The organism is Streptomyces endophyticus (genome assembly GCF_035798155.1).
In the GTDB taxonomy this organism is placed as follows: domain Bacteria; phylum Actinomycetota; class Actinomycetes; order Streptomycetales; family Streptomycetaceae; genus Streptomyces; species Streptomyces endophyticus.
In genome coordinates this window covers 114,632-133,150 of sequence record NZ_JAOZYC010000046.1, presented here as the reverse complement: position 1 = coordinate 133,150, position 18,519 = coordinate 114,632, and the positions used below count along the sequence as shown (strand labels likewise).

Here is an 18,519-nt window from a genome sequence, read left to right as displayed (position 1 = left end):
AGGCGATGCGCATTGCCTCCGCGTGGGGAGAAGTCTCGCCGACCGCCCCGGATCCGGAGTTCGGAGACTTCAAGGCAGTCGTCCAGCACCCGCAGTTCGAGGTGGTGCTCATCTGCGACGACGGTGCCACGCTGACCGCCGTCGAGGCATGGAGGTTCGAGGACGACGATGCCGATGTGCAGGTGACCTTCTCAGGGAGAGACATCTTCCGGACACCCGCCCGTCAACTCGTTCACATCCTGACGGAGGAAGGAAACTCCGTCGGATCACTCGACGAGGACGAAGAACCCGACGCGGAAGAGACTGTATTCCCCGAAATCGCCCTGCTGCTGTCACGGGATACGAGCCGAGAGGTGCCGATGGATCCGGAAGACGACCTTCCGCTGTATTTCCATTACGCGATCCTCGCTCCCGGCGGATACTTCGAGGAGTAGTCCGCGCCAGCAGGGAATCACCACATGCGAGAGGGATCCCGGCGAACTTCATCGGCGGGAGCCATCTTGTCGTGCCTGCCGCAGGACCTCAGCCCTCCGCCGACGGCTGGATTCCGCAGTCGAGGTCCAGGAGTACGTCTGGGAATTCGTGAACGCGGACGTGGACGATTCCTGACTGAGGGCCGGTTACCCGGGCACGTGTGGCCGGATGCGTCCGGGGCATGATCGAAATCGTGTAAGAGCCCGGGTCCGGACCCGTCGTGGGGCAGACCCGGCGGTCGGCGCGGATCTCGGGCACCGTGACTGACGAGAAGTGAGGTGGCGTCCATGGTGCGTCCGCCGGTGTCCGACTGGGAGGACGTGTTCGGGTTCTCGGACGATCCGACCCCGGGTGACGCGGAGATGCTCGGCAGACTCGCGCGCGGCTACCGCTCGGTGGCCGACGACGCGGGGGATGCCCTGCCGCTGCTCTCCGGTCTTGAGGACAATCAGGTCGGCGAGGGCCGGGCCATGGACAAGCTTCGGGACAAGCTCGGTGATCTGACCGAGCAGGTCCGCAAGCTGCACAGCTCCTACGACCAGGCGGCCGGCGCGCTCGACACGTACGCGCACTCGCTGCTCGACGTGCAGCACAAGGCCGACATGGCGCTGGAGAACGGCCGGGAGGCCAAGGAGCGGCTGGAGTCGGCCGCCGAGGCGGTGAAGGCGGCCGGCGCGGACATCGGCCGGCTGGACGCCGCGCAGCACCCGCCGGACGACCACGAGGTCCGCGCGAGCACCCGCCGCGCGCTGGACGAGGCGCGCGCCGAGCAGTCCTCGGCGCAGCGGCGGTCCGACGACGCGCAGGGGGATCTGGACGCCGCCCGGGCGCTCGCGGAGGACGCGCGGCAGGTGCGCGAGGAGGACGCCTCGGTCGCGGCGCAGAAGCTGGACGACGCCAGGGAGGAGTCCGTCGAGGGCTACAGCCTCTGGGAGAAGATCCGGAAGGTGTTCAGCTTCGTCCTGGGCATCATCAGTGGTGTGCTGGGCGTGCTGGCCATGCTGGTGCCCGGATTGCAGGGCATCGGACTCGCCCTGTCCATCGCCAGCTTCGTGACCGGCGCGACGGCGTTCGGGATCAACATGTCCATGAGCGCCGAGAAGGGCGAGTTCAACGTCCTCGGCATCGTGCTGAGCAGCATCGGCCTGTTCCTCGGCGGCGGCGCCGTTCTCAAGGGTGTCGGTTCGATCGCCAAGTCGGTCACGTCCGCGGTCAAGGTGGGCGGGGCGAGCGGCGGCATCAGCAAGATCAGCAGCGGGCTCAACCAGTTCCGGGGCGAGTTCAAGCAGATTCCCGAGGCCATGGGGAAGGTCCGCAGGAACATCTGGATCGCCGGCAAGGACTTCAAGAAGCTCCCCACCGACATCGCCGGCGCGATGAAGGGGATCGGGTCCAAGATCGACGATCTCGCGTTCCTCGCCAAGGCGGCGCGGAACCCGACCGGTGCGGTGAGCTCGGTGCTGACCAACATCCTGGCGAACGGCTTCCGGGTCCCCGCGTCGTCCCTGAGGCTGCCGACCATGGACGGCCTGCGGGGCCTCACCCACGCCTGGACCCGCACGGACGTGGCCGGCTTCGCCCTGGGCGTGGTCGGCCTGGGCTACGGGCCGCTGGCCTACACCGGTCACACCACCCCACCGGTGCACGACGACAGCTATCTGCCCGGCACCCCCTGACCGGTGCGCATGCACGGGCGCCCGCACACGGCGAGAGGGCCCCGCACCCGCGCACCGGCCCGCACACAACGCGAGGGCCCCGCACCGGCCGAAGCCGGTGCGGGGCCCTCGCGCATGACGTCCCCGTCGGGTCAGCCGCCGGGCTTCGGCAGCACCGTCTCCGGGACCTGAACCGTCCGCAGCACCCCGTCGCCCAGGTGCAGGATCGCCCGCCCCGCGCGGGTGCCGCCCAAGCGGCTGCGCGGGATCTTCACGCCGATCAGGTCCCCGTCGCTCATGTTCTGCGGCTTGAGCAGGAGCCCCGTCCGGTTGCGGCGGGCCTCCGTGTGCCAGCCGGAGAAGCCGGAGGAGAGCCGGTCGGTCTGGCCCGCGAGCACCAGGCCCCGGCCGGTCTCGGCCCCGGACTTGGCGATCGGGGTGAGTACGGACTCCGCCTTCGACTTCAGCAGCAGGTCGGCGTCGTCAAGGATCACCACGGCGCCGTTCGGCGCGGAGGCCAGCGCCTGCTCAAGGGCCGCGGGGTCGATGTCGGACTCGTCGAACACCGCGAGGACCCCGGGCCGTCCGGCGAGCCGGCGCAGCGGAGACCTGACGGGCGCGCCGATGACGATGGGTGTCCTGACCGAGAGCAGCGACATGGCCAGCGTCGACAGGACGGTGCTGCGGCCCGAGCGGGCGGGACCGGAGACGATGAACGTCGGCGTGACGGAGAAGTCGGGTCCGACCGCCGTGAGTTCGTCGCCGCCGATGCCGGCCAGCGCCCAGCGCGGCGACGGCAGTCGCCGTGGCACGTACTGGACCGCCTGTTCCCAGGTGAGCCGGTCCGGCAGGGTGTCGACGCGGAACGGCCGTGTGGTGGCCGGGAGTTGGGCCGCCTGCTCGCGGCAGTGCGCGGCGATCTGCTGGAGCGCCCCGGCCTGCGCCTGGCCCTCCGGGTTCTGCGTGAGGAGCGCGATCTGCACCTCCGCCTTGTCGGCGGCGCGGAAGGCGCGGCCCGGCGGGATCTCGTCCGGCACGTTGCGCTGGGTGATGCCGATCTGCCCGTACTCGGACTTCTCGTTCAGCTTGAGGACGAGCTTGTCCTCGGTGGAGCCGTTGACGCGGCTGGAGAACAGCGCCCGGTCACCGGTCATCAGCAGGTGGATGCCGACGCTCGCGCCGTCCCGGAGCAGGGTGAGCACGGAGTTCAACAGGTTCCCCGAGTCGTACTCGCCGAGCTGCTTGTCGAAGACCTCCCAGCGGTCGATGAACAGCACGATGTGCGGGGGCCGTTCGGCCTCCGGCAGGCCGCGGCGGAGTTCCGCCAGGTCGGCGCTGCCGCGGGCGGCGAGCATCTCCTGGCGGCGGCCCAGTTCCTCGTTGAGGCGGGCGAGCAGCCGGGCCACCCGGTCGGGCTGGGTGCGCTGGGTGATGGCTCCGCAGTGCGGCAGGCCCTCGATGGGCAGCAGGGCGCCGTTGCCGCAGTCGATGCCGTACATGTGCAGCTTGTCGGCGGAGTGGGCGAGTGCCATGGCGCCGGCGATGGTGCGCAGCGTCTGCGACCTGCCCTGGCGGGGCGAGCCGATGATGTGCAGGTGCCCGAGCGTCGCCGGGTCGATCACCAGGGCCTGCCGGGCCTGTTGTGCGGGCAGGTCCACGACGCCGTACGCGACGGGTGCCAGGTCGTAGTCCGAGGGGGTGGGCGGGGGGAGTTCGCCGGTGACGAGGACCTCGGGCAGCGGCGGGAGCCAGGGGCTGTGCTGGGCGGGGATGCCCATCTGCTGGTCCGCCTCGCGGATCGCCGTGACGAGGCCGGTGAGGTCGGTCTCGACGTCGGCGGGCGCTGCCGCGGCGCGGGGCCGCGTCGGGAGCGGTTCGCCGAGCCGTTCCCAGCCGACCGCCACCGCCCAGGGCGCGGGCAGCGAGGCCACCGTGGCGCCGGGCCTGCGGCCGCCGACGCGTCCGGACTGGAACGGCACGAGGGAGTTCTGGCCGAGACGGACGTAGGCGCGGCCGGGGTTGCTCTGCGAGATCCCGGCGGCCTCACCGGAGTTGATGACGTCCTGGCTCTCGCCGGAGTCGGTGACCCGGAGCGCGATGCGCAGGTTGGTGTTGGCGCGGATCTCCGATGAGACGACGCCGCTGGGGCGCTGCGTCGCGAGGATCAGGTGGATGCCGAGGCTGCGGCCCCGCTGGGCGATGTTGACGAGGCCCTTCACGAAGTCCGGCAGGTCGCGCACCATCGAGGCGAACTCGTCGATGACGATGAGGAGTCGGGGCATCGGATCGCGGCCCGCGCCCGGCTCGCGCTCCAGGAGGTCGATGTAGTCCTCGATGTCCTTGGCGCCGACCGCGGCGAGGATGTGCTCGCGCCGGGTGAGCTCCGCGGTGAGGGACACCAGGGCCCGCTCGACGAGGTGGGCGTCGAGGTCGGTGACCATGCCGACGGTGTGCGGCAGGTCGACGCAGTCCTTGAACGCGGAGCCGCCCTTGTAGTCGACCAGTACGAAGGTCATCGCGTCGGGGCGGTTCGCCACGGCGAGCGAGGCGACGAGGGTCTGGAGGAGTTCGGACTTGCCGGAACCCGTGGTGCCGGCGACGAGGCCGTGCGGGCCGTCGCGCTTCAGGTCCAGGTGGAAGGGGCCGTCGAGGGAGACGCCGACGGCGGCCCTGGTCGAGCGGCCCCCGGCGAGCCAGCGCGCCCGGATGCCCTCGACCCGCGGCGGGTCCAGGGAGAGGACGTCGAGCAGGCGCGCGGAGCCGGGGAGCACCGCGGCCTCCTCGTCGCCGCTGCCCGAGTCCCGCAGCGGGCCCATCGCGCGGGCCAGCGAACGGCAGTAGTCCGCGGAGACGATGTCGGGCCTGATGCCCCGGACGGTGCCCCTTCCGGAGCGGCCCACCCGTACGGTGCCGCCGGGTTCCTCGGCGACGACGGCGAGGCACTCCTCGGGCAGCAGCCGCTCCTCGGCGTCCAGGCAGAGGGCGCGGATGCCGACGGCGGGTCCGTCGCGCAGGATCTGCGCGACGCCGGGCAGCGAACGCAGCCTGCGGGCACCGTCGAGGATGACGAGCACGTCGGGTCCTGCGCTCTTGCCGCGCCGTTCGGCCGCCGTCGCCGTGGCACGCTCGGTGATCAGCGCGGTGAGTTCGGCGACGCGGCGGGCGCAGGTCTCCGTGCCGTAGCCGATGCTGGCCGGGGTGTCGCCGGACTTCTTGCGGACGTGCGGCAGCCAGCGCAGCCAGGACCAGCCGTCGCGGCCCTGCTCGCCGGTGGTCAGGAGGTGGATCTGGAGGTCGCGGGGGCTGTGCAGGACGGCGGCCTGGGCGACCGTCCAGCGGGCCACGGCGCGCGCGGCAGGGCCCTGTCCCGCGATGCCGAGGACGTTGTGCTCGCGCAGCGGGACCGTCACGGGGACGTCGTACGCGGTCCACGGGTCCTGGCGGCGGTGCTCGTCCTTCGTCGGGTCCTGGAGCACGACATCGGAGTCCATGTCGGCAGTTCCGACGCGCAGTTCGAGGAAGTCGGCGTCGTTCATACGGCGCTCCCACAGGCGGCGCCGGGGACCGACGGCGGTCAGGACGACCTCGGCCGGGTCGGGGAAGCCGCGGCGCCGGGCGGTGCGTTCGGCGACGAGGGCCTCCGTCGCGTCGCCCTCGATGCGCGCCTTCTTCTCCTCGTACTCGGCGACGTTGTCGGAGTGGGACTGACGGCCGGTGCGCCGGCTCATCACGTAGTTGCCGACGACCACGACCGGGGAGAGCAGCCCGAACAGCAGCATCGACATGCGGTCGAAGACCATCGCGCCCACGACGGCCATCACCAGCGGGGCCGCCGCGGTGATCCACGGGAGCGGACGGGCGGCGAGCGGAGCGGGCGGCGAGGGCAGCGCGAAGCGGGTGACCCGCTCAGCGGGGCGAAGCCGCGGCGGCCGGTTGTAGTCCCAGCCGGTGCCGTCCTCGGAGGGCTGCACGGCCGCGTCCGGCTTCTGCGGCAGCGCGAGTTCCAGCAGGCAGTCACCGACGAGGAGTTGGGCGCCGACCGGCCAGGCGGTGGCCTCGGTGACGTCCTCGCGGTCCAGCTGCATGGAGCCGCCGCCGGTCGCCGATGCGTCGGGCGCGATCCGGCAGCGTCCCCCGGGGCCGACCGTGAGCACGGCGGACGGGCGGTCGGGGACGGCGCGCAGCACCTGGGCGGAGCCGTCGTGGCCGAGGCCGATCCGGTACTCCCCCATGTCGATCCGGTGCACGGCGCCCGCTCCGGGACCGCCGACCGCACGGACCTCCACCAGGCCGTCCGGTTCGGCGGCCGCGGTGCCGGCCGGGCGGCCGAGGCCCACGATGGAGGCGTGCTGCAACGGCGCGTCGCGCAGCCGCAGGTCCCCGGGCAGCAGCCGGTCGTCGGCGTACAGGCCGAGGCCCTCCGGGGGCCGGTGGACGCCTCCCGCCCCGGCCAGCGCCTCCGCGACAGCGCTCATGGGCGTGTCGGGGTCGGCGTCGAGATGGACGTCGAACGCGTCACCGCCCACCTCGACCACGGTCAACATCAACGACACGAAAACGTCCTCCAGCCAGGGTGAATGGGGGGCCTGGGCAGCCGCGTTCGGCGGCTCCCGTACCACTGTCGTGACTACGGGGCCGGTCGGCGGATGGTTCACGGACAGCGCAGGTGAACCATCCGCCGACCCGCGCCGTAGTGGCCATCGGGTACACAGCGCAGCGACGGCGCCGCCCCCGTTTTGTGACAAGGAGTCAGTGGATGATCTGGTACGTCCTGGCCGCGGTGCTGGGTCTTGCGCTGATCGCGGCGGTGGTGGTGCTGATCGTCACGGAGCTGCGGGGCCGCCCGCCGAAGCCCGTCAAGGCCTCGGCCGCCGTCACGGGCCGGGCGGCGCTCGACGTGGTCGACGCGGGCCTGCGTCGGCTGACGGGCGAATGCCTGCGCTCCGGCCGGACATTGCCCGATCTGTACGCCGTCGTCTACTCGGAGCGGCGGCTCGGGCTGCTGCTCGCCGGCGCCCAGGAGAACGCGCCCGCGCCCTGGACGGCCGAGCAGGACGGCGAGCGCTGGACGATCTCGCCCGACGATCTGCACCGGCCGGGCCCCGAGGGTGAGCCGGCCCTGCCGTTCGCGCTGACGGTGACGGTGGGCCTGGACGGCCCCGACCGGGTGCTCGTCGACCTCTCCCGCGCGGCGGGCCCCGTCTCGGTGACGGGCCCGGACGACGAGGTGCGCCGCTTGGCGCGGGCCCTCGTCCTTGAGGCGCTCGCCGGTCCCGTGGGGGCGCTCGCCCAGGTCACGCTGGTGGGCTCGGTGGCCGACGGCCGGCTCCTCAGCGGCGACGAGACGCGCAGCTCGCGGCTGCACAGCGCGGCCGGCCTCGAGGAGGCCTTCGCCAGTGCGGCGTCGGCGAACGCGGGTGTGCCGCAGCCCGGTTCGGCCGATGTCACGCAGGTGTTCCGGCTGATCGAGGGCAGCAGCCGGCTCGCGGTGCAGGGCGAGGTGCCCCACCTGTTCGTCGTGGACGCCACCCAACTCCCGCGCCGGGAAGGGGTGCTCGCCGGCCTGCGCCGCGGGGACGCCCTGCTCGTGCTCGGCGAGGCGCCCACGGGGTGGCGCTGGCGCGCCGACGCGGACGGCTCGCTCGACACCGGACCGCTCGGCCTGAGCATCACCCGCCATGCGGGACGGCTGGCCGGCTGAGTGTCACGCGGCCTCGTTGTCCACCGCGCCGTGCGCGTACAGCCCGCGTCGGTTCAGCGCCTCGCGCATGGCGCGCGCGGCGTAGTACGTGCGGGACTTGACGGTGCCCGGTGGCACGCCGAGCACCTTGGCCGTCTGGTTGACGGTGCGTCCGAGGTAGTGGACGTGCAGCAGGACCTCGCGCTGGGAAGGCCGCAGGTCTCCCAGCGCCTCGACGAGGACCTGGGTGGTGAGGATGTGGTCCACGTTGTCGGAGACCGGCAGGTGGGCGAGTTCGGGGTCGCCGGTCTCCGGGGGCCGGGCCTGGCGGGCCCGGTGGCCGTCGATGACGAGGTTGCGCAGCGCGGTGAACAGCCAGGGCCGCGCCGAGTCCGCGGTCGGGTCGAGTTCCGCGGCATGCCGCCAGGCGCGGATGGCGACTTCTTGCAGGATGTCCTCGGCGCGGTGCCAGTCGCCCTCCAGGCGCCGCGCGGCGAACTGCAGCAGCGCGGTGCCGTGGAATTCGTAGAGCGCTCTGAGGAATTCGTCGGGTTGGAGGTCCGCGGCGTGGGGGCCGGGTATCCGGTCTTCGGGCGAAGCACTGGCCGACAAGGCCTTTCCTCTCCGGATCGTCTGTGGGGGAAGACGGTTCCGCCGGGTGCGGGGAAAACCGACAGGCACCGCCGCGTGCGGCCGGGCACCCGTGTGGTGCCCGGCGACACGCGGCGGCGGTGACGTTCGGCGCGTCGGCGCCGGTCAGCCCGGTTCGTGAGAGGAGAGCGTGCTCACCTCACGGGACGTCAACTCGCGGTCGTAGACATGCACGTCGGCGATGTCACCGCTCCAGTAGTCGGTGGCCTTTCCGCCGAACTTGCCGCGTCCGATCATCACGCTGCCCGTGGGCTTGACGCCGCTGGAAGCAACCCTGGTTCCAGCGGGCTTGCCGTCCACATAGATCCGCATCCGGTGGTCCTTCTGACTGTACGTGCCGGTCAGGTGGTACCAGCGGTCGGGCTGCGGCTGCTCGGACGACTCCGCGACGGTACGGGCGCCGGGGAAACTGAAGGCGAAGTTCTGGTCCTGGCCGGAGTACTGGAGGAAGAACGCGCTGTTGCGGTCGCCGTCCTGGGACAGCGCGGTGTGCATGCCCTTCAGGTCCTGGTCGGTGAGGCGCACGCGCGCGGCGACCGAGTAGTCCTCGCCCGCGGTGTCGAGGCGGGTGTTGGTGTTGGCGTATCCGCTGGTGCCGTTCAGCTGCAGGGCGCCGCCCTCGGGGCCTTCGGTCCACTTCACGCCGTCGCCGAACACGGCGTCGTGCTCGCCGACCTTCGCGGTGCCGGACCGGTGCAGCGGCCACCATCCGAGGCCGTCGAGCGATTCGGCGCTGGCGCTCGGGCTCGGCGACGCCGCGGGTTTCTCGTCGGCCGTCGCCTTCTCGGAACCCTGACCGCGCACCAACTGGAAGGCGACGAAGCCCAGGGCGACGGTCAATACGGCGATTGTGGCGATAAGCGCCCATCTGCGCGTCATGAATTTCCTCAGAGGTACGACATAAATGTGTCTTCGATGATCACGTACCGCAGCCAAAAACGGTTCAGTGTGCACGCAACCTTCACGTGACGCCACCGCGGCGTCATGTGGCACCGCGTGGCACCGTGTGGCGCCACGTGGCGCCAAAGGGCTTGCGAATGGCGCCATAGTGGTGCCACTATGACGTCATGGACCTCACGCCCTACGTCGACACTCTTCACCGCGAGCTCGCGGTGGCCGCCGAAGCCGGTGGGGACGAAGCACGCGAGCTGGCCGAGCGGCTCACCGCTCCACTGGAGTCGGCGACCCGGCTCACGATGCTCAACGTGCTCTCCGCCGCCATGGACGAGATCACCCGCGACCTGGCGCCCGGTTCGGTCGACGTACGGCTGCGGGGGCTCGACCCCGAGTTCGTGGTGACACCGCAGCCGCGCGACACCCCGGCAGGACCCGCCGAGCCCCTTCAGACCCCGGCCGCACCGCCGGCCCCCGAGACCGACGAGGGCGGCACCGCCCGCGTCAACCTGCGCCTGCCCGCCCACCTCAAGGCCCGCGCCGAGGAGACCGCGAGCCGCGAAGGCCTCTCGGTCAACGCGTGGCTGGTGCGCGCCGTGTCCGCCGCGGTCGACGGCGGCCCGGCACCCCGTACGCCGGAGAAGACCCGCACCGTCGGACAGAGCTTCACGGGGTGGGTGCGCTAGCCGCACCGAGCCCTGTCCGCACCACAGCCAACAGAACGGCACACCACGTCCCACCAGCGGGGACGCCCCAACGAGCCAGGAGGACGGGACAGCCATGCCTACGTACGAGACCCCCGAGGCCATTTCGGTCAACGCCCATGTGGGCGCCGGTTCCATCCAGTTCACCGCCAGCGAGCGCCCCGACACCGTCGTCGAGGTGAAGCCCGGCAACCCGAAGCGGGGCAAGGACGTCAAGGCCGCCGAGCAGACGGAGGTCTCCTACGCACACGGCGTCCTCACCGTCAGGACGACGGAGCGCCGCATGATCGGCCCCAGCGGCATCGTGAACGTCACCGTCGAGCTGCCCACCGGCTCGGCCGTCGACCTCACCGGCTCCTGGACCCATGTGACCGGCGAGGGCCGGCTCGGCAAGGTCGACGTGAAGACCTCGGGCGGCGACTTCCGCCTCGACACCACGGGGCCGCTGCGTCTCAGGTCGGCGCACGGATCCATCCGCGTGGACCGGGTCGAGGGCATGGCCGAGATCACCGCCAGCTCCAGCAACGTACGGGTCGGCCTCATCGACGGTCACGCCGTACTGAAGAACTCGCACGGCACCACCTTCCTCGACGCCGTGACCGGCGAGCTGCGGGTGAACGGCGCCCACGGTGACATCGAGATCGGCCGCGCCGAGAGCTCGGTCGCCGCCACCACCGCCTACGGCGCCCTGCGGGTGGCCGATGTCGCCCGCGGCACCGTCCAGTTGGAGACCAACTACGGCGCCATCGAGGTCGGCATCCGCGAGGGCACCGCCGCCTGGCTCGACGCCAACGCCGACAACGGCCAGGTCCGCAACACCCTGACCGCCTCCGATGCGCCCGCCGAGTCCGAGGACTCCGTCAAGGTCCGCGCCCGCACCAAGTGGGGCAACATCGACATCCGCCGCGCCAAGCACTGAGCGCACGGACCCAACTCCCGTACGCGACGCGGTACTTCACCAGCACCTTCACCGGCGCATTCGCCGACGCCCAGCACCCCGCACCCTCACACCGGAGGGCCCCATGCCTTCATCTGTCATGTCCACATCCACTCAGCGCGAGACCGGACAGGTCCCGCTCGCCGTCTCCACCGTCGGCCTGCGCAAGTCCTACGGCGACAAGACCGTGCTCGACGGCATCGACCTGAGCATCCCCGCCGGTTCCGTCTTCGCCCTGCTCGGGCCGAACGGGGCCGGGAAGACGACGACCGTACGGATCCTGTCCACGCTCGTCGACGCCGACGGCGGCCGGGCTCAGGTCGCCGGGCACGACGTCGCCGGATCGCCGGACGGCGTGCGCGCCGCGATCGGTGTCACCGGGCAGTTCGCCGCGCTCGACAACATGCTCACCGCCGAGGAGAACCTGCTCCTCATGGCCGACCTGCTGCGGCTCGGCAAGCGCGAGGGCAAGGCGCGGGCGAAGGAACTCCTCGAACGGTTCGGCATCGCGGATGTCGCGGGCAACCGGGCGGCCACCTTCTCCGGCGGCATGCGGCGCAGGCTCGACCTCGCCATGACGCTCGTCGGCGACCCGGAGGTGATCTTCCTCGACGAGCCGACGACCGGGCTCGACCCGCGCAGCCGCCGCACCATGTGGGAGACCGTGCGGACCCTGGTAGCCGGCGGTGTCACCGTCTTCCTGACCACGCAATACCTCGAAGAGGCCGACCAGTTGGCCGACCGGATCGCCGTGCTCGACGGTGGCCGGATCGTCGCCGAGGGCACCGCCGACGAGCTCAAGGCGCAGATCCCCGGCAGCCACGTGCGGCTGCGGTTCAACGACTGGGCCGAGTACGAGCGGGCGGCCGAGGCCTTCCCCGGTTCGGCCCGTGACGACCAGGAGCTCGCGCTGCGGATCGCGGGCGACGGCGATCTCGCCGCGCTGCGCGCCCTGTTCGACCGGCTGGACGCCACCGGCGTGCAGGCCGCCGACTTCTCCGTGCACACCCCCGACCTCGACGACGTGTTCCTCGCCCTGACCGGCGACGGCACCGCCGCCAACCCGCTTCACGTCAAGGAGACCCTGCGATGAGCACCCTCACGTATGCCGTGCACGACTCGATGACGATGACGCGGCGCAACATCAAGCACGCGCTGCGCTACCCGGCCGTGTCCCTCGGCGCGTCCATGATGCCGATCCTGATGCTGGTGCTCTTCGTGTTCGCCTTCGGGGACTCGATGTCGGGGGGCGCGGGGCGGGACGCGTATCTGGAGTATCTGACGCCCGGGATCGTGATCATGGGGGTCGCCGCCGGGGCCATGTCGACCTCGATCGCGGTCTGCCAGGACATGACCGAGGGCATCATCAACCGCTTCCGCACCATGAACATCACGCGCTCGTCGTTCATGACCGGCCATGTCATCGGCAGCCTCCTCACGACGATGGTGAGCCTGGTGCTGGTCGTGGCCGTGGCCATCGCGCTCGGCTTCAGGCCCGACGCGAACCCGGTCGAGTGGCTGGCCGCGGCGGGGCTGCTCGTCGCGATCACGTTCGCGATCACCTGGCTGGCGGCGGCGCTCGGGCTCAAGTCCAAGACGGTCGAGTCGGCGAGCAACAAGCCGCTGCTCATCCAGTTCCTGCCGTTCCTCGGCTCCGCGTTCGTGCCGGCCGAGTCGATGGCGCCGGGTCTGCGCTGGTTCGCCGAGCACCAGCCGTTCACGCCGATGACCGAGACGCTGCGCGGGCTGCTCACCGGCTCCGCGATCGGGAACGACGGGTGGATCTCGCTCGCCTGGTGCGCCGCGATCACCGTCGTCGGCTACGTCTGGTCGCGCAAGCTGTACAACGTCAACACCGAGCGCTGATCGCACGGTTCACAGTGGGGGCTCCGCCTTTCGCGGAGCCCCTACTCACGTGTGCGCGTCGCCGCGCGCGAACGCCACCGTCAAGTCCCGGACCAGCGCGTTGCGTTCGTACTCGTCGAGCTCCACGAGGCCGCGCCCCGTCAGCCGTTCCAGCGTGTCCTCCACCGAGTCGACGACGCTGGTGAGCACGCCCGCCCGCTGCCGCGCGTCGAGCGCCGCGATCCGGCGGCGGTGCATCGCGTCGGCGACCTCCGGCGCGTACTCGATGCGCGTCGGGCGCACCGCTAGCACCTCGACGCCGATCGCCGCGCACTCCTCGGACAGCACCTGGGCCAGTTCGGTGCCGACGGCCTCGGGGTCGCGCAGGGTCGGGGCGGACTCGTGGAAGGCCTCGGGCGGCAGCCGCGAGAAGACCCGGGCGAGCGCCACCTCGATCTGTCCGCGCAGATACGCGTCGTGGTCCTGCACCGCGAACAGCGCCCGCGCGGTGTCCCGCACCCGCCACACCACCAGCGCCTCGACGCGCAGCGCCATCCCGTCCGCGTCGACCGCCGACAGCGGCTCACTGCGCCAGTGCCGCAGCCGTACGTCGATCCGGCGGCGCAGCACGAGCGGGTTGACCCAGCGAAGGCCGGTGCGCCGCACGGTGCCCCGGTAGCGGCCAAAGAGGCTAAGACCCAGCGCGCACCCCGACCGGCACCGGGTCAGTCCGCCGAAGGCCAGGACGGCGAGCACCGCGCAGCCCGCGACGTACGCGCCCTGGCCCGCCCGGGCGGCGTCGTCGCTCCGGACCTGGGCGCCAGGGCCGAGGAAGTCGGTGACCGTGTCCGGGATCCAGCCGAGCAGCCGGCACCCGTACAGCGCGCCCGCGAGCGCCAGCATCCCGGCCGCCGCGCCCAGCCAGCCGGGCAGCGACCACCCCACCCGCTCGACGACCTCGTCCCGCTGACCCATCGGCCCTCCCGAATCCCGTGAACCCGACCTCGCCCCATTCACGTTATGCGGCGATAGGCGGAAAATGCCGGAATTAAGGAGGGCGTGGGGTCACTCCGGCCGCAGCTCCCCGTAGAGCTCCGCGACCTCCCGCTCGTACTCGGCCATGACGGCCCGCCGCTTGATCTTCAGGGACGGTGTGAGGAGCCCGTTCTCCTCGCTGAACTCGCCCTCGACCAGCGTGAATTTGCGGATCGACTCGGAGCGCGAGACGGCCTCGTTGGCGTAGTCGACGGCCTTCTGGACGTCCGCGACGATCCGGGAGTCGCGGATCACCTCGGACATCGGGGTATCGGCGGGCATCTTGCGGACGCCCAGCCAGTGCGCGACGGACTCCGGATCGAGGGTGATCACGGCGCCGATGTACGAGCGGTTGTCGCCGACGACGATGCACTGGCCGATGGGCGAGCGGCTGCGCAGCCGGTCCTCCAGGACGGCGGGCGAGACGTTCTTGCCGCCGCTGGTGACGAGGATGTCCTTCTTGCGCCCGGTGATCCTCAGATAGCCGTCGCCGTCCAGCTCCCCCAAGTCACCGGTGGCGAACCAGCCTTCCCCGTCCAGGACCTGATCGGTCGCGGCCGGGTCGTTCCAGTACGCGCCGAAGACGATGCCGCCCTTGATGAGCACCTCGCCGTCGTCCGCGATCCGGACGGCGCTGCCGGGCACGGGCAGGCCCACGGTGCCGGGGCGCGGCCGCAGCGGCGGGGTGATCGTGGCGGCGGCCGAGGTCTCGGTGAGGCCGTAGCCCTCGTAGATGACGATCCCGGCGGCGTAGAAGAACAGGTTCAGATTGCGGTCCAGCGGTGAGCCGCCGCTGATCGCGTACCGGAGCCGCCCGCCGAGCTCCTTGCGCACGCGCCGGTAGACGAGCAGATCGTAGAGCCCGGCGGCGAGGGTCAGACCGAGCCCCGGGCCCTTGCCCCCGTCCAGGAACCGCTCCAGATGCGCCTCGGCGAACCGCACCGCGATCCGGTCGGCGCGGTCGAAGGACGAGCCGCGCCCGAGCTTCTCGGCCGTCGCGCGCCCGGTGTCGTGGATCTTCTCGAAGAGATACGGCACGCCGACCACGAACGTCGGCCGGAACGACCGCAGTTCGGGCCGCAGCTCATCGGGCTTGATGCTCGGACAGTGCCCGAGTTCGATCCGGGCGAGCATGCACGCGACCTGGATCGTCCGCCCCAGGATGTGCGCGAGGGGCAGGAACAGCAGCGTCGACGCGGTCTGCCCGGTGATCGCCTTGAAGATCGGATGGAGCAGCTCGACGGTGTTCGCGGCCTCGGCGTACAGATTGCCGTGCGTGAGGACGCAGCCCTTGGGCCTGCCGGTGGTGCCGGAGGTGTAGCAGACGGTCGCGATGGTGTCGGGGGTGAGCGCGGCCCGCCGCTTGGCGACCTCCTCGTCGGCCACCCCGGCACCCAGGGCGGCGAGTTCGAGCACGGCGCCGCCGTCGATCTGCCGAATATCAGGACGCCCGACTGCAGGCAGACCCGCGACGGCCTCCTCGGCGACGGCGGCATTCTCCGGCGTCTCGACGATCAGCATCGTCGCGCCGGAGTCCCGCACGATCCACTCGATCTGCTCGGGCGAGGACGTCGCGTAGATGGGCACGGTCTGCCCGCCGGCGGCCCAGATCGCGAAGTCGAGCACCTGCCACTCGTAGCGGGTGCGCGACATCAGGGCGACGCGCCCGCCCGGTTCAAGCCCTGCCGCGATCAATCCCTTGGCCGCGGCGGTCACTTCACGCGCGAAGACGGCGGCGGTGACCGGCCGCCACTCCCCCGCCTCCTTGCGCCGTACGACGACGGCGTTCGGCTCGTCCTCGGCGTTCACGAACGGGATGTCGGCGGGCGTGGACCCGTCCTTCGGCGGCTCGGCGAGCGCCGCGACGCGCACCTCGCGCACGGCTCCGTGCTCGCCCCTGACCAGTTCGACCTTGGCGCGATCGGCCAGGTCGCCGCGCTTCCCGGCCCGCTTCAGATCCTTGCGTACGCCCATGACGGCTCCCGTGTGCGCGGCTGCCCGACTCGTACTTACTCGGGAGTCAACTTACCTACGCGTAAGGAAAATTCAATGGGCACGCACGAATAACCACGCACGAATGACCACGCACGAATCGACGACGGCGACCGCCTCCCGGCACCACCCTCGACCGCCGGCCGGCCCCTACGGCACCCAGACCTCACCGTCGAGCACGTCCCGCATCCCCACCCACACCATGTTCATCAGGCGCAGCGTGATGCCCTCCGGGGACTGGCCGGGGTTGCGCTCCATCCAGTCGGTGAGCGAATCGGCGGCGCCCACGAGGGCGTGCGCGACGAAGTCGGCGTCCTCGGCGCCCAGTTGAGAGCCGCGGCCGCTGTCCGAGATGCCGTCCCTGATGAGCCCGGCCACCTCGGCCATGACCGCACGCCGCGCGTCGGCCACGGCCGCGGCGATCGCCTCGCTCAGTTCGGAGGCCTGCCGGTGCAGCACGATCCAGCTGTCGCGGTGCTCGGCGACAAACGCGAAGAACGCCGAGAGCCCTGCGTGCAGCCGCAGTTCGGGCGCGGCCCCGGCACCCCGCGCGGCCTCCTGGAAGGCCCCGACGAGCCGCCCGGCCTCCCTCCTCAGACAGGCCAGGAACAGCCCCTCCTTGGATTCCAGGTACAGATACACCATCGGCTTGGAGATCCCGGCGAGTTCGGCGATCTCGTCCACGGATGCGGCGTGGTAGCCACGCTTGGCGAAGACCCGCACGCCCACGTCGATGATCTGCTGCTCGCGCATCTGGCGCGGCATGCGCTTCCTGCGCGCCGCCGTACGCCCTTGAGCCGCTCCCGATGTGCCCGTCACCCTTGTCAGCCTATCTACGTCGCCGTAACCTTACCAATCAGTAAACTTACTAAGCAGTAAGGTACCCGGCCGTCAGTCGTCGAGCATCAATCGTCAACAAGGAGAGTGAGCCCATGAGCGGTGCCGAGGAGATCGCGGCGCTCGACTTCGCGAGCGTCACGCCCGAGGAGTTCGCGCGGATCGTGAAGGGTCTTTCCGCGAAGGAGATCAACCAGATCGCGCGGGACGAGGCACTGCGCACCCGCGTCCTCAAGGAGGTCTTCGGGCGCATGGAGCGGCAGTTCAAGCCGGACGTCGCCGGGTCCCTCGAAGCGCTCATCCGCTGGAAGGTCACCGGCCAGGACGAGATCCCCGAAGCGGTCTACGAAACGAAGATCGCGAACGGCACCTGCACGGTCACCGAGGGCCGCTCGGACGCGGAGCCGCGCACCACGCTGATCATGGGCGACGCCGACTTCCTCAAGCTGGTCTCGGGCAACTCCTCGCCCGTCACGATGTTCATGATGCGCAAGGTCAAGATCGCGGGCGATGTCGCGCTCGCCTCGGGCCTGACCCGCTACTTCGACATTCCCAAGGCGTGAGGAAGGGGAACCCGGATCACCATGGCCTTCTCTCTTGAACTGGGCGAGGAACAGCGCGACCTGCGGGACTGGGTGCACGGCTTCGCCGCCGACGTCGTCCGCCCCGCGGCCGCCGAGTGGGACGAACGCGAGGAGACCCCCTGGCCGGTGATCCAGGAGGCCGCCAAGATCGGCCTCTACGGCTTCGAGTCCCTCGCCGAGATGTTCGGCGACCCCAGCGGCATTTCCCTCCAGATCGCCAACGAGGAACTCTTCTGGGGCGACGCCGGCATCGGCATGGCCCTCTTCGGCACCTCGCTCGCGGTGGCCGGGATCTTCTCCTCCGGCACGCCCGACCAGCTCGCCGAGTGGGTTCCGCAGTGCTACGGCGACGAGGACGACCCCAAGGTCGCGGCGTTCTGCGTCTCGGAGCCGCAGGCGGGTTCGGACGTCGCGGCGATGCGCACGCGCGCCCGCTACGACGAGGCGAAGGACGAGTGGGTGCTGTCCGGCCAGAAGGCCTGGATCACCAACGGCGGCATCGCGAACGTGCACGTCGTCGTCGCCTCCGTCGACCCGGACCTCGGCTCGCGCGGCCAGGCGGCGTTCATCGTGCCACCGGGAACACCGGGCCTCGAAGGCGCGAAGAAGATACGGAAATTGGGGCTACGGGCATCCCACACGGCCGACGTATTCCTCGACGACGTCCGCGTCCCCGGCCACTGCCTGCTCGGCGGCAGGGAGAAGCTGGACGCGCGCCTCGCGCGGGCCCGCGAAGGCACCCGCTCGTCCGGTGGCCGCGGCCAGGCCGCGATGTCCACGTTCGAGGTCAGCCGGCCGACGGTGGGCGCGCAGGCGCTCGGGATCGCGCGCGCCGCGTACGAGTACGCGCTCGACTACGCGGGCGAGCGGGAGGCCTTCGGCCGCCCCATCATCGAGAACCAGGCGATCGCGTTCGCCCTCGCCGACCTGCGCACGGAGATCGAGGCGTGCCGCCTCCTCATCTGGCAGGCGTCCTGGATGGCCCGCAACGACAAGGTCTTCGACGCGGGCCAGGGCTCCATGTCCAAGCTCCGCGCGGGTGAACTGGCCGTCGCGGCCAGCGAGAAGGCCATCCAGGTCCTCGGCGGAGCCGGCTACAGCCGGGAGCACCCGGTGGAACGGATGTACCGGGACGCGAAGATCTACACGATCTTCGAGGGCACGAGCGAGATCCAGCGGCTCGTGATCGCGCGAGCGATCTCGGGGCGCCAGATCCGCTGAACCGGGGGCT

15 protein-coding genes are annotated in these 18,519 nt (G+C 71.2%); 9 read left to right on the top strand and 6 right to left on the bottom strand.

Annotated features, from left to right (window positions below; translation table 11 throughout):
- The first annotated feature begins 5 nt into the window (after positions 1 to 5).
- A complete protein-coding gene (locus OKJ99_RS07730) occupies positions 6 to 434 on the top strand; it encodes a hypothetical protein (RefSeq protein ID WP_326015063.1) in 429 nt (142 codons plus the stop codon).
- Between the two features lie 327 nt (positions 435 to 761).
- A complete protein-coding gene (locus tag OKJ99_RS07725) occupies positions 762 to 2,150 on the top strand; it encodes a DUF308 domain-containing protein (RefSeq protein WP_326015062.1) in 1,389 nt (462 codons plus the stop codon).
- Positions 2,151 to 2,281: 131 nt separating this feature from the next.
- On the opposite strand, the gene OKJ99_RS07720 is transcribed toward OKJ99_RS07725, so the two are convergent.
- Positions 2,282 to 6,673 (bottom strand): FtsK/SpoIIIE domain-containing protein, encoded by a 4,392-nt coding sequence (locus OKJ99_RS07720; protein WP_326015085.1) that lies wholly within the window; start codon positions 6,671 to 6,673, stop codon positions 2,282 to 2,284.
- A 212-nt stretch (positions 6,674 to 6,885) separates the two neighbouring features.
- Between OKJ99_RS07720 and OKJ99_RS07715 the strand changes: the two genes are divergently transcribed.
- Complete coding sequence (locus tag OKJ99_RS07715) at positions 6,886 to 7,830, top strand: hypothetical protein (RefSeq protein ID WP_326015061.1); 945 nt, start codon at positions 6,886 to 6,888, stop codon at positions 7,828 to 7,830.
- Positions 7,831 to 7,833: 3 nt separating this feature from the next.
- On the opposite strand, the gene OKJ99_RS07710 is transcribed toward OKJ99_RS07715, so the two are convergent.
- Together OKJ99_RS07710 and OKJ99_RS07705 are read right to left on the bottom strand one after the other, a co-directional pair.
- Positions 7,834 to 8,421, bottom strand: coding sequence for a sigma-70 family RNA polymerase sigma factor (locus OKJ99_RS07710; protein WP_326015060.1), 588 nt, complete (start codon positions 8,419 to 8,421; stop codon positions 7,834 to 7,836).
- A 144-nt stretch (positions 8,422 to 8,565) separates the two neighbouring features.
- Positions 8,566 to 9,300 carry a LamG domain-containing protein gene (locus OKJ99_RS07705; RefSeq protein ID WP_326015059.1) on the bottom strand — a complete coding sequence of 245 codons (735 nt, stop codon included), beginning with the start codon at positions 9,298 to 9,300 and terminating at the stop codon, positions 8,566 to 8,568.
- A 227-nt stretch (positions 9,301 to 9,527) separates the two neighbouring features.
- Between OKJ99_RS07705 and OKJ99_RS07700 the strand changes: the two genes are divergently transcribed.
- The 4 genes from OKJ99_RS07700 (at position 9,528) to OKJ99_RS07685 (ending at position 12,861) form a co-directional block, all read left to right on the top strand.
- Positions 9,528 to 10,040 carry a hypothetical protein gene (locus tag OKJ99_RS07700; RefSeq protein WP_326015058.1) on the top strand — a complete coding sequence of 171 codons (513 nt, stop codon included), beginning with the start codon at positions 9,528 to 9,530 and terminating at the stop codon, positions 10,038 to 10,040.
- A 94-nt stretch (positions 10,041 to 10,134) separates the two neighbouring features.
- Positions 10,135 to 10,977, top strand: coding sequence for a DUF4097 family beta strand repeat-containing protein (locus OKJ99_RS07695; RefSeq protein ID WP_326015057.1), 843 nt, complete (start codon positions 10,135 to 10,137; stop codon positions 10,975 to 10,977).
- Between the two features lie 103 nt (positions 10,978 to 11,080).
- Positions 11,081 to 12,088, top strand: coding sequence for an ATP-binding cassette domain-containing protein (locus OKJ99_RS07690; protein ID WP_326015056.1), 1,008 nt, complete (start codon positions 11,081 to 11,083; stop codon positions 12,086 to 12,088).
- Positions 12,085 to 12,861: an ABC transporter permease gene (locus OKJ99_RS07685; protein ID WP_326015055.1), complete on the top strand. Its 777-nt coding sequence runs from the start codon at positions 12,085 to 12,087 to the stop codon at positions 12,859 to 12,861. The genes OKJ99_RS07690 and OKJ99_RS07685 overlap by 4 nt, the downstream gene beginning before the upstream one ends.
- A 45-nt stretch (positions 12,862 to 12,906) precedes the next feature.
- Here OKJ99_RS07685 and OKJ99_RS07680 read toward each other — a convergent pair whose 3' ends face one another.
- The 3 genes from OKJ99_RS07680 to OKJ99_RS07670 all read right to left on the bottom strand — a co-directional run bounded on the left by OKJ99_RS07680 (position 12,907) and on the right by OKJ99_RS07670 (position 16,632).
- A complete protein-coding gene (locus OKJ99_RS07680; protein WP_326015054.1) occupies positions 12,907 to 13,815 on the bottom strand; it encodes an SPFH domain-containing protein in 909 nt (302 codons plus the stop codon).
- A gap of 90 nt (positions 13,816 to 13,905) precedes the next feature.
- Positions 13,906 to 15,849, bottom strand: coding sequence for an AMP-dependent synthetase/ligase (locus tag OKJ99_RS07675; protein ID WP_326015052.1), 1,944 nt, complete (start codon positions 15,847 to 15,849; stop codon positions 13,906 to 13,908).
- A 168-nt stretch (positions 15,850 to 16,017) separates the two neighbouring features.
- Complete coding sequence (locus tag OKJ99_RS07670) at positions 16,018 to 16,632, bottom strand: TetR/AcrR family transcriptional regulator (protein WP_326015084.1); 615 nt, start codon at positions 16,630 to 16,632, stop codon at positions 16,018 to 16,020.
- Between the two features lie 167 nt (positions 16,633 to 16,799).
- On the opposite strand from OKJ99_RS07670, the gene OKJ99_RS07665 reads away from it, so the two are divergent.
- Positions 16,800 to 17,267 carry an SCP2 sterol-binding domain-containing protein gene (locus tag OKJ99_RS07665; RefSeq protein ID WP_326015050.1) on the top strand — a complete coding sequence of 156 codons (468 nt, stop codon included), beginning with the start codon at positions 16,800 to 16,802 and terminating at the stop codon, positions 17,265 to 17,267.
- A 21-nt stretch (positions 17,268 to 17,288) separates the two neighbouring features.
- Positions 17,289 to 18,509, top strand: a complete 1,221-nt coding sequence (locus OKJ99_RS07660) for an acyl-CoA dehydrogenase family protein (protein ID WP_326015048.1) — start codon at positions 17,289 to 17,291, stop codon at positions 18,507 to 18,509.
- Positions 18,510 to 18,519: the final 10 nt, after the last annotated feature.

Coding starts and splice junctions, on each gene's coding strand:
- OKJ99_RS07730 (WP_326015063.1), top strand. CDS start 6: ATGCGCATTGCCTCCGCGTGGGGAGAAGTCTCGCCGACCGCCCCGGAT.
- OKJ99_RS07725 (WP_326015062.1), top strand. CDS start 762: ATGGTGCGTCCGCCGGTGTCCGACTGGGAGGACGTGTTCGGGTTCTCG.
- OKJ99_RS07720 (WP_326015085.1), bottom strand. CDS start 6,673: ATGTTGACCGTGGTCGAGGTGGGCGGTGACGCGTTCGACGTCCATCTC.
- OKJ99_RS07715 (WP_326015061.1), top strand. CDS start 6,886: ATGATCTGGTACGTCCTGGCCGCGGTGCTGGGTCTTGCGCTGATCGCG.
- OKJ99_RS07700 (WP_326015058.1), top strand. CDS start 9,528: ATGGACCTCACGCCCTACGTCGACACTCTTCACCGCGAGCTCGCGGTG.
- OKJ99_RS07695 (WP_326015057.1), top strand. CDS start 10,135: ATGCCTACGTACGAGACCCCCGAGGCCATTTCGGTCAACGCCCATGTG.
- OKJ99_RS07690 (WP_326015056.1), top strand. CDS start 11,081: ATGCCTTCATCTGTCATGTCCACATCCACTCAGCGCGAGACCGGACAG.
- OKJ99_RS07685 (WP_326015055.1), top strand. CDS start 12,085: ATGAGCACCCTCACGTATGCCGTGCACGACTCGATGACGATGACGCGG.
- OKJ99_RS07680 (WP_326015054.1), bottom strand. CDS start 13,815: ATGGGTCAGCGGGACGAGGTCGTCGAGCGGGTGGGGTGGTCGCTGCCC.
- OKJ99_RS07675 (WP_326015052.1), bottom strand. CDS start 15,849: ATGGGCGTACGCAAGGATCTGAAGCGGGCCGGGAAGCGCGGCGACCTG.
- OKJ99_RS07670 (WP_326015084.1), bottom strand. CDS start 16,632: ATGCCGCGCCAGATGCGCGAGCAGCAGATCATCGACGTGGGCGTGCGG.
- OKJ99_RS07665 (WP_326015050.1), top strand. CDS start 16,800: ATGAGCGGTGCCGAGGAGATCGCGGCGCTCGACTTCGCGAGCGTCACG.
- OKJ99_RS07660 (WP_326015048.1), top strand. CDS start 17,289: ATGGCCTTCTCTCTTGAACTGGGCGAGGAACAGCGCGACCTGCGGGAC.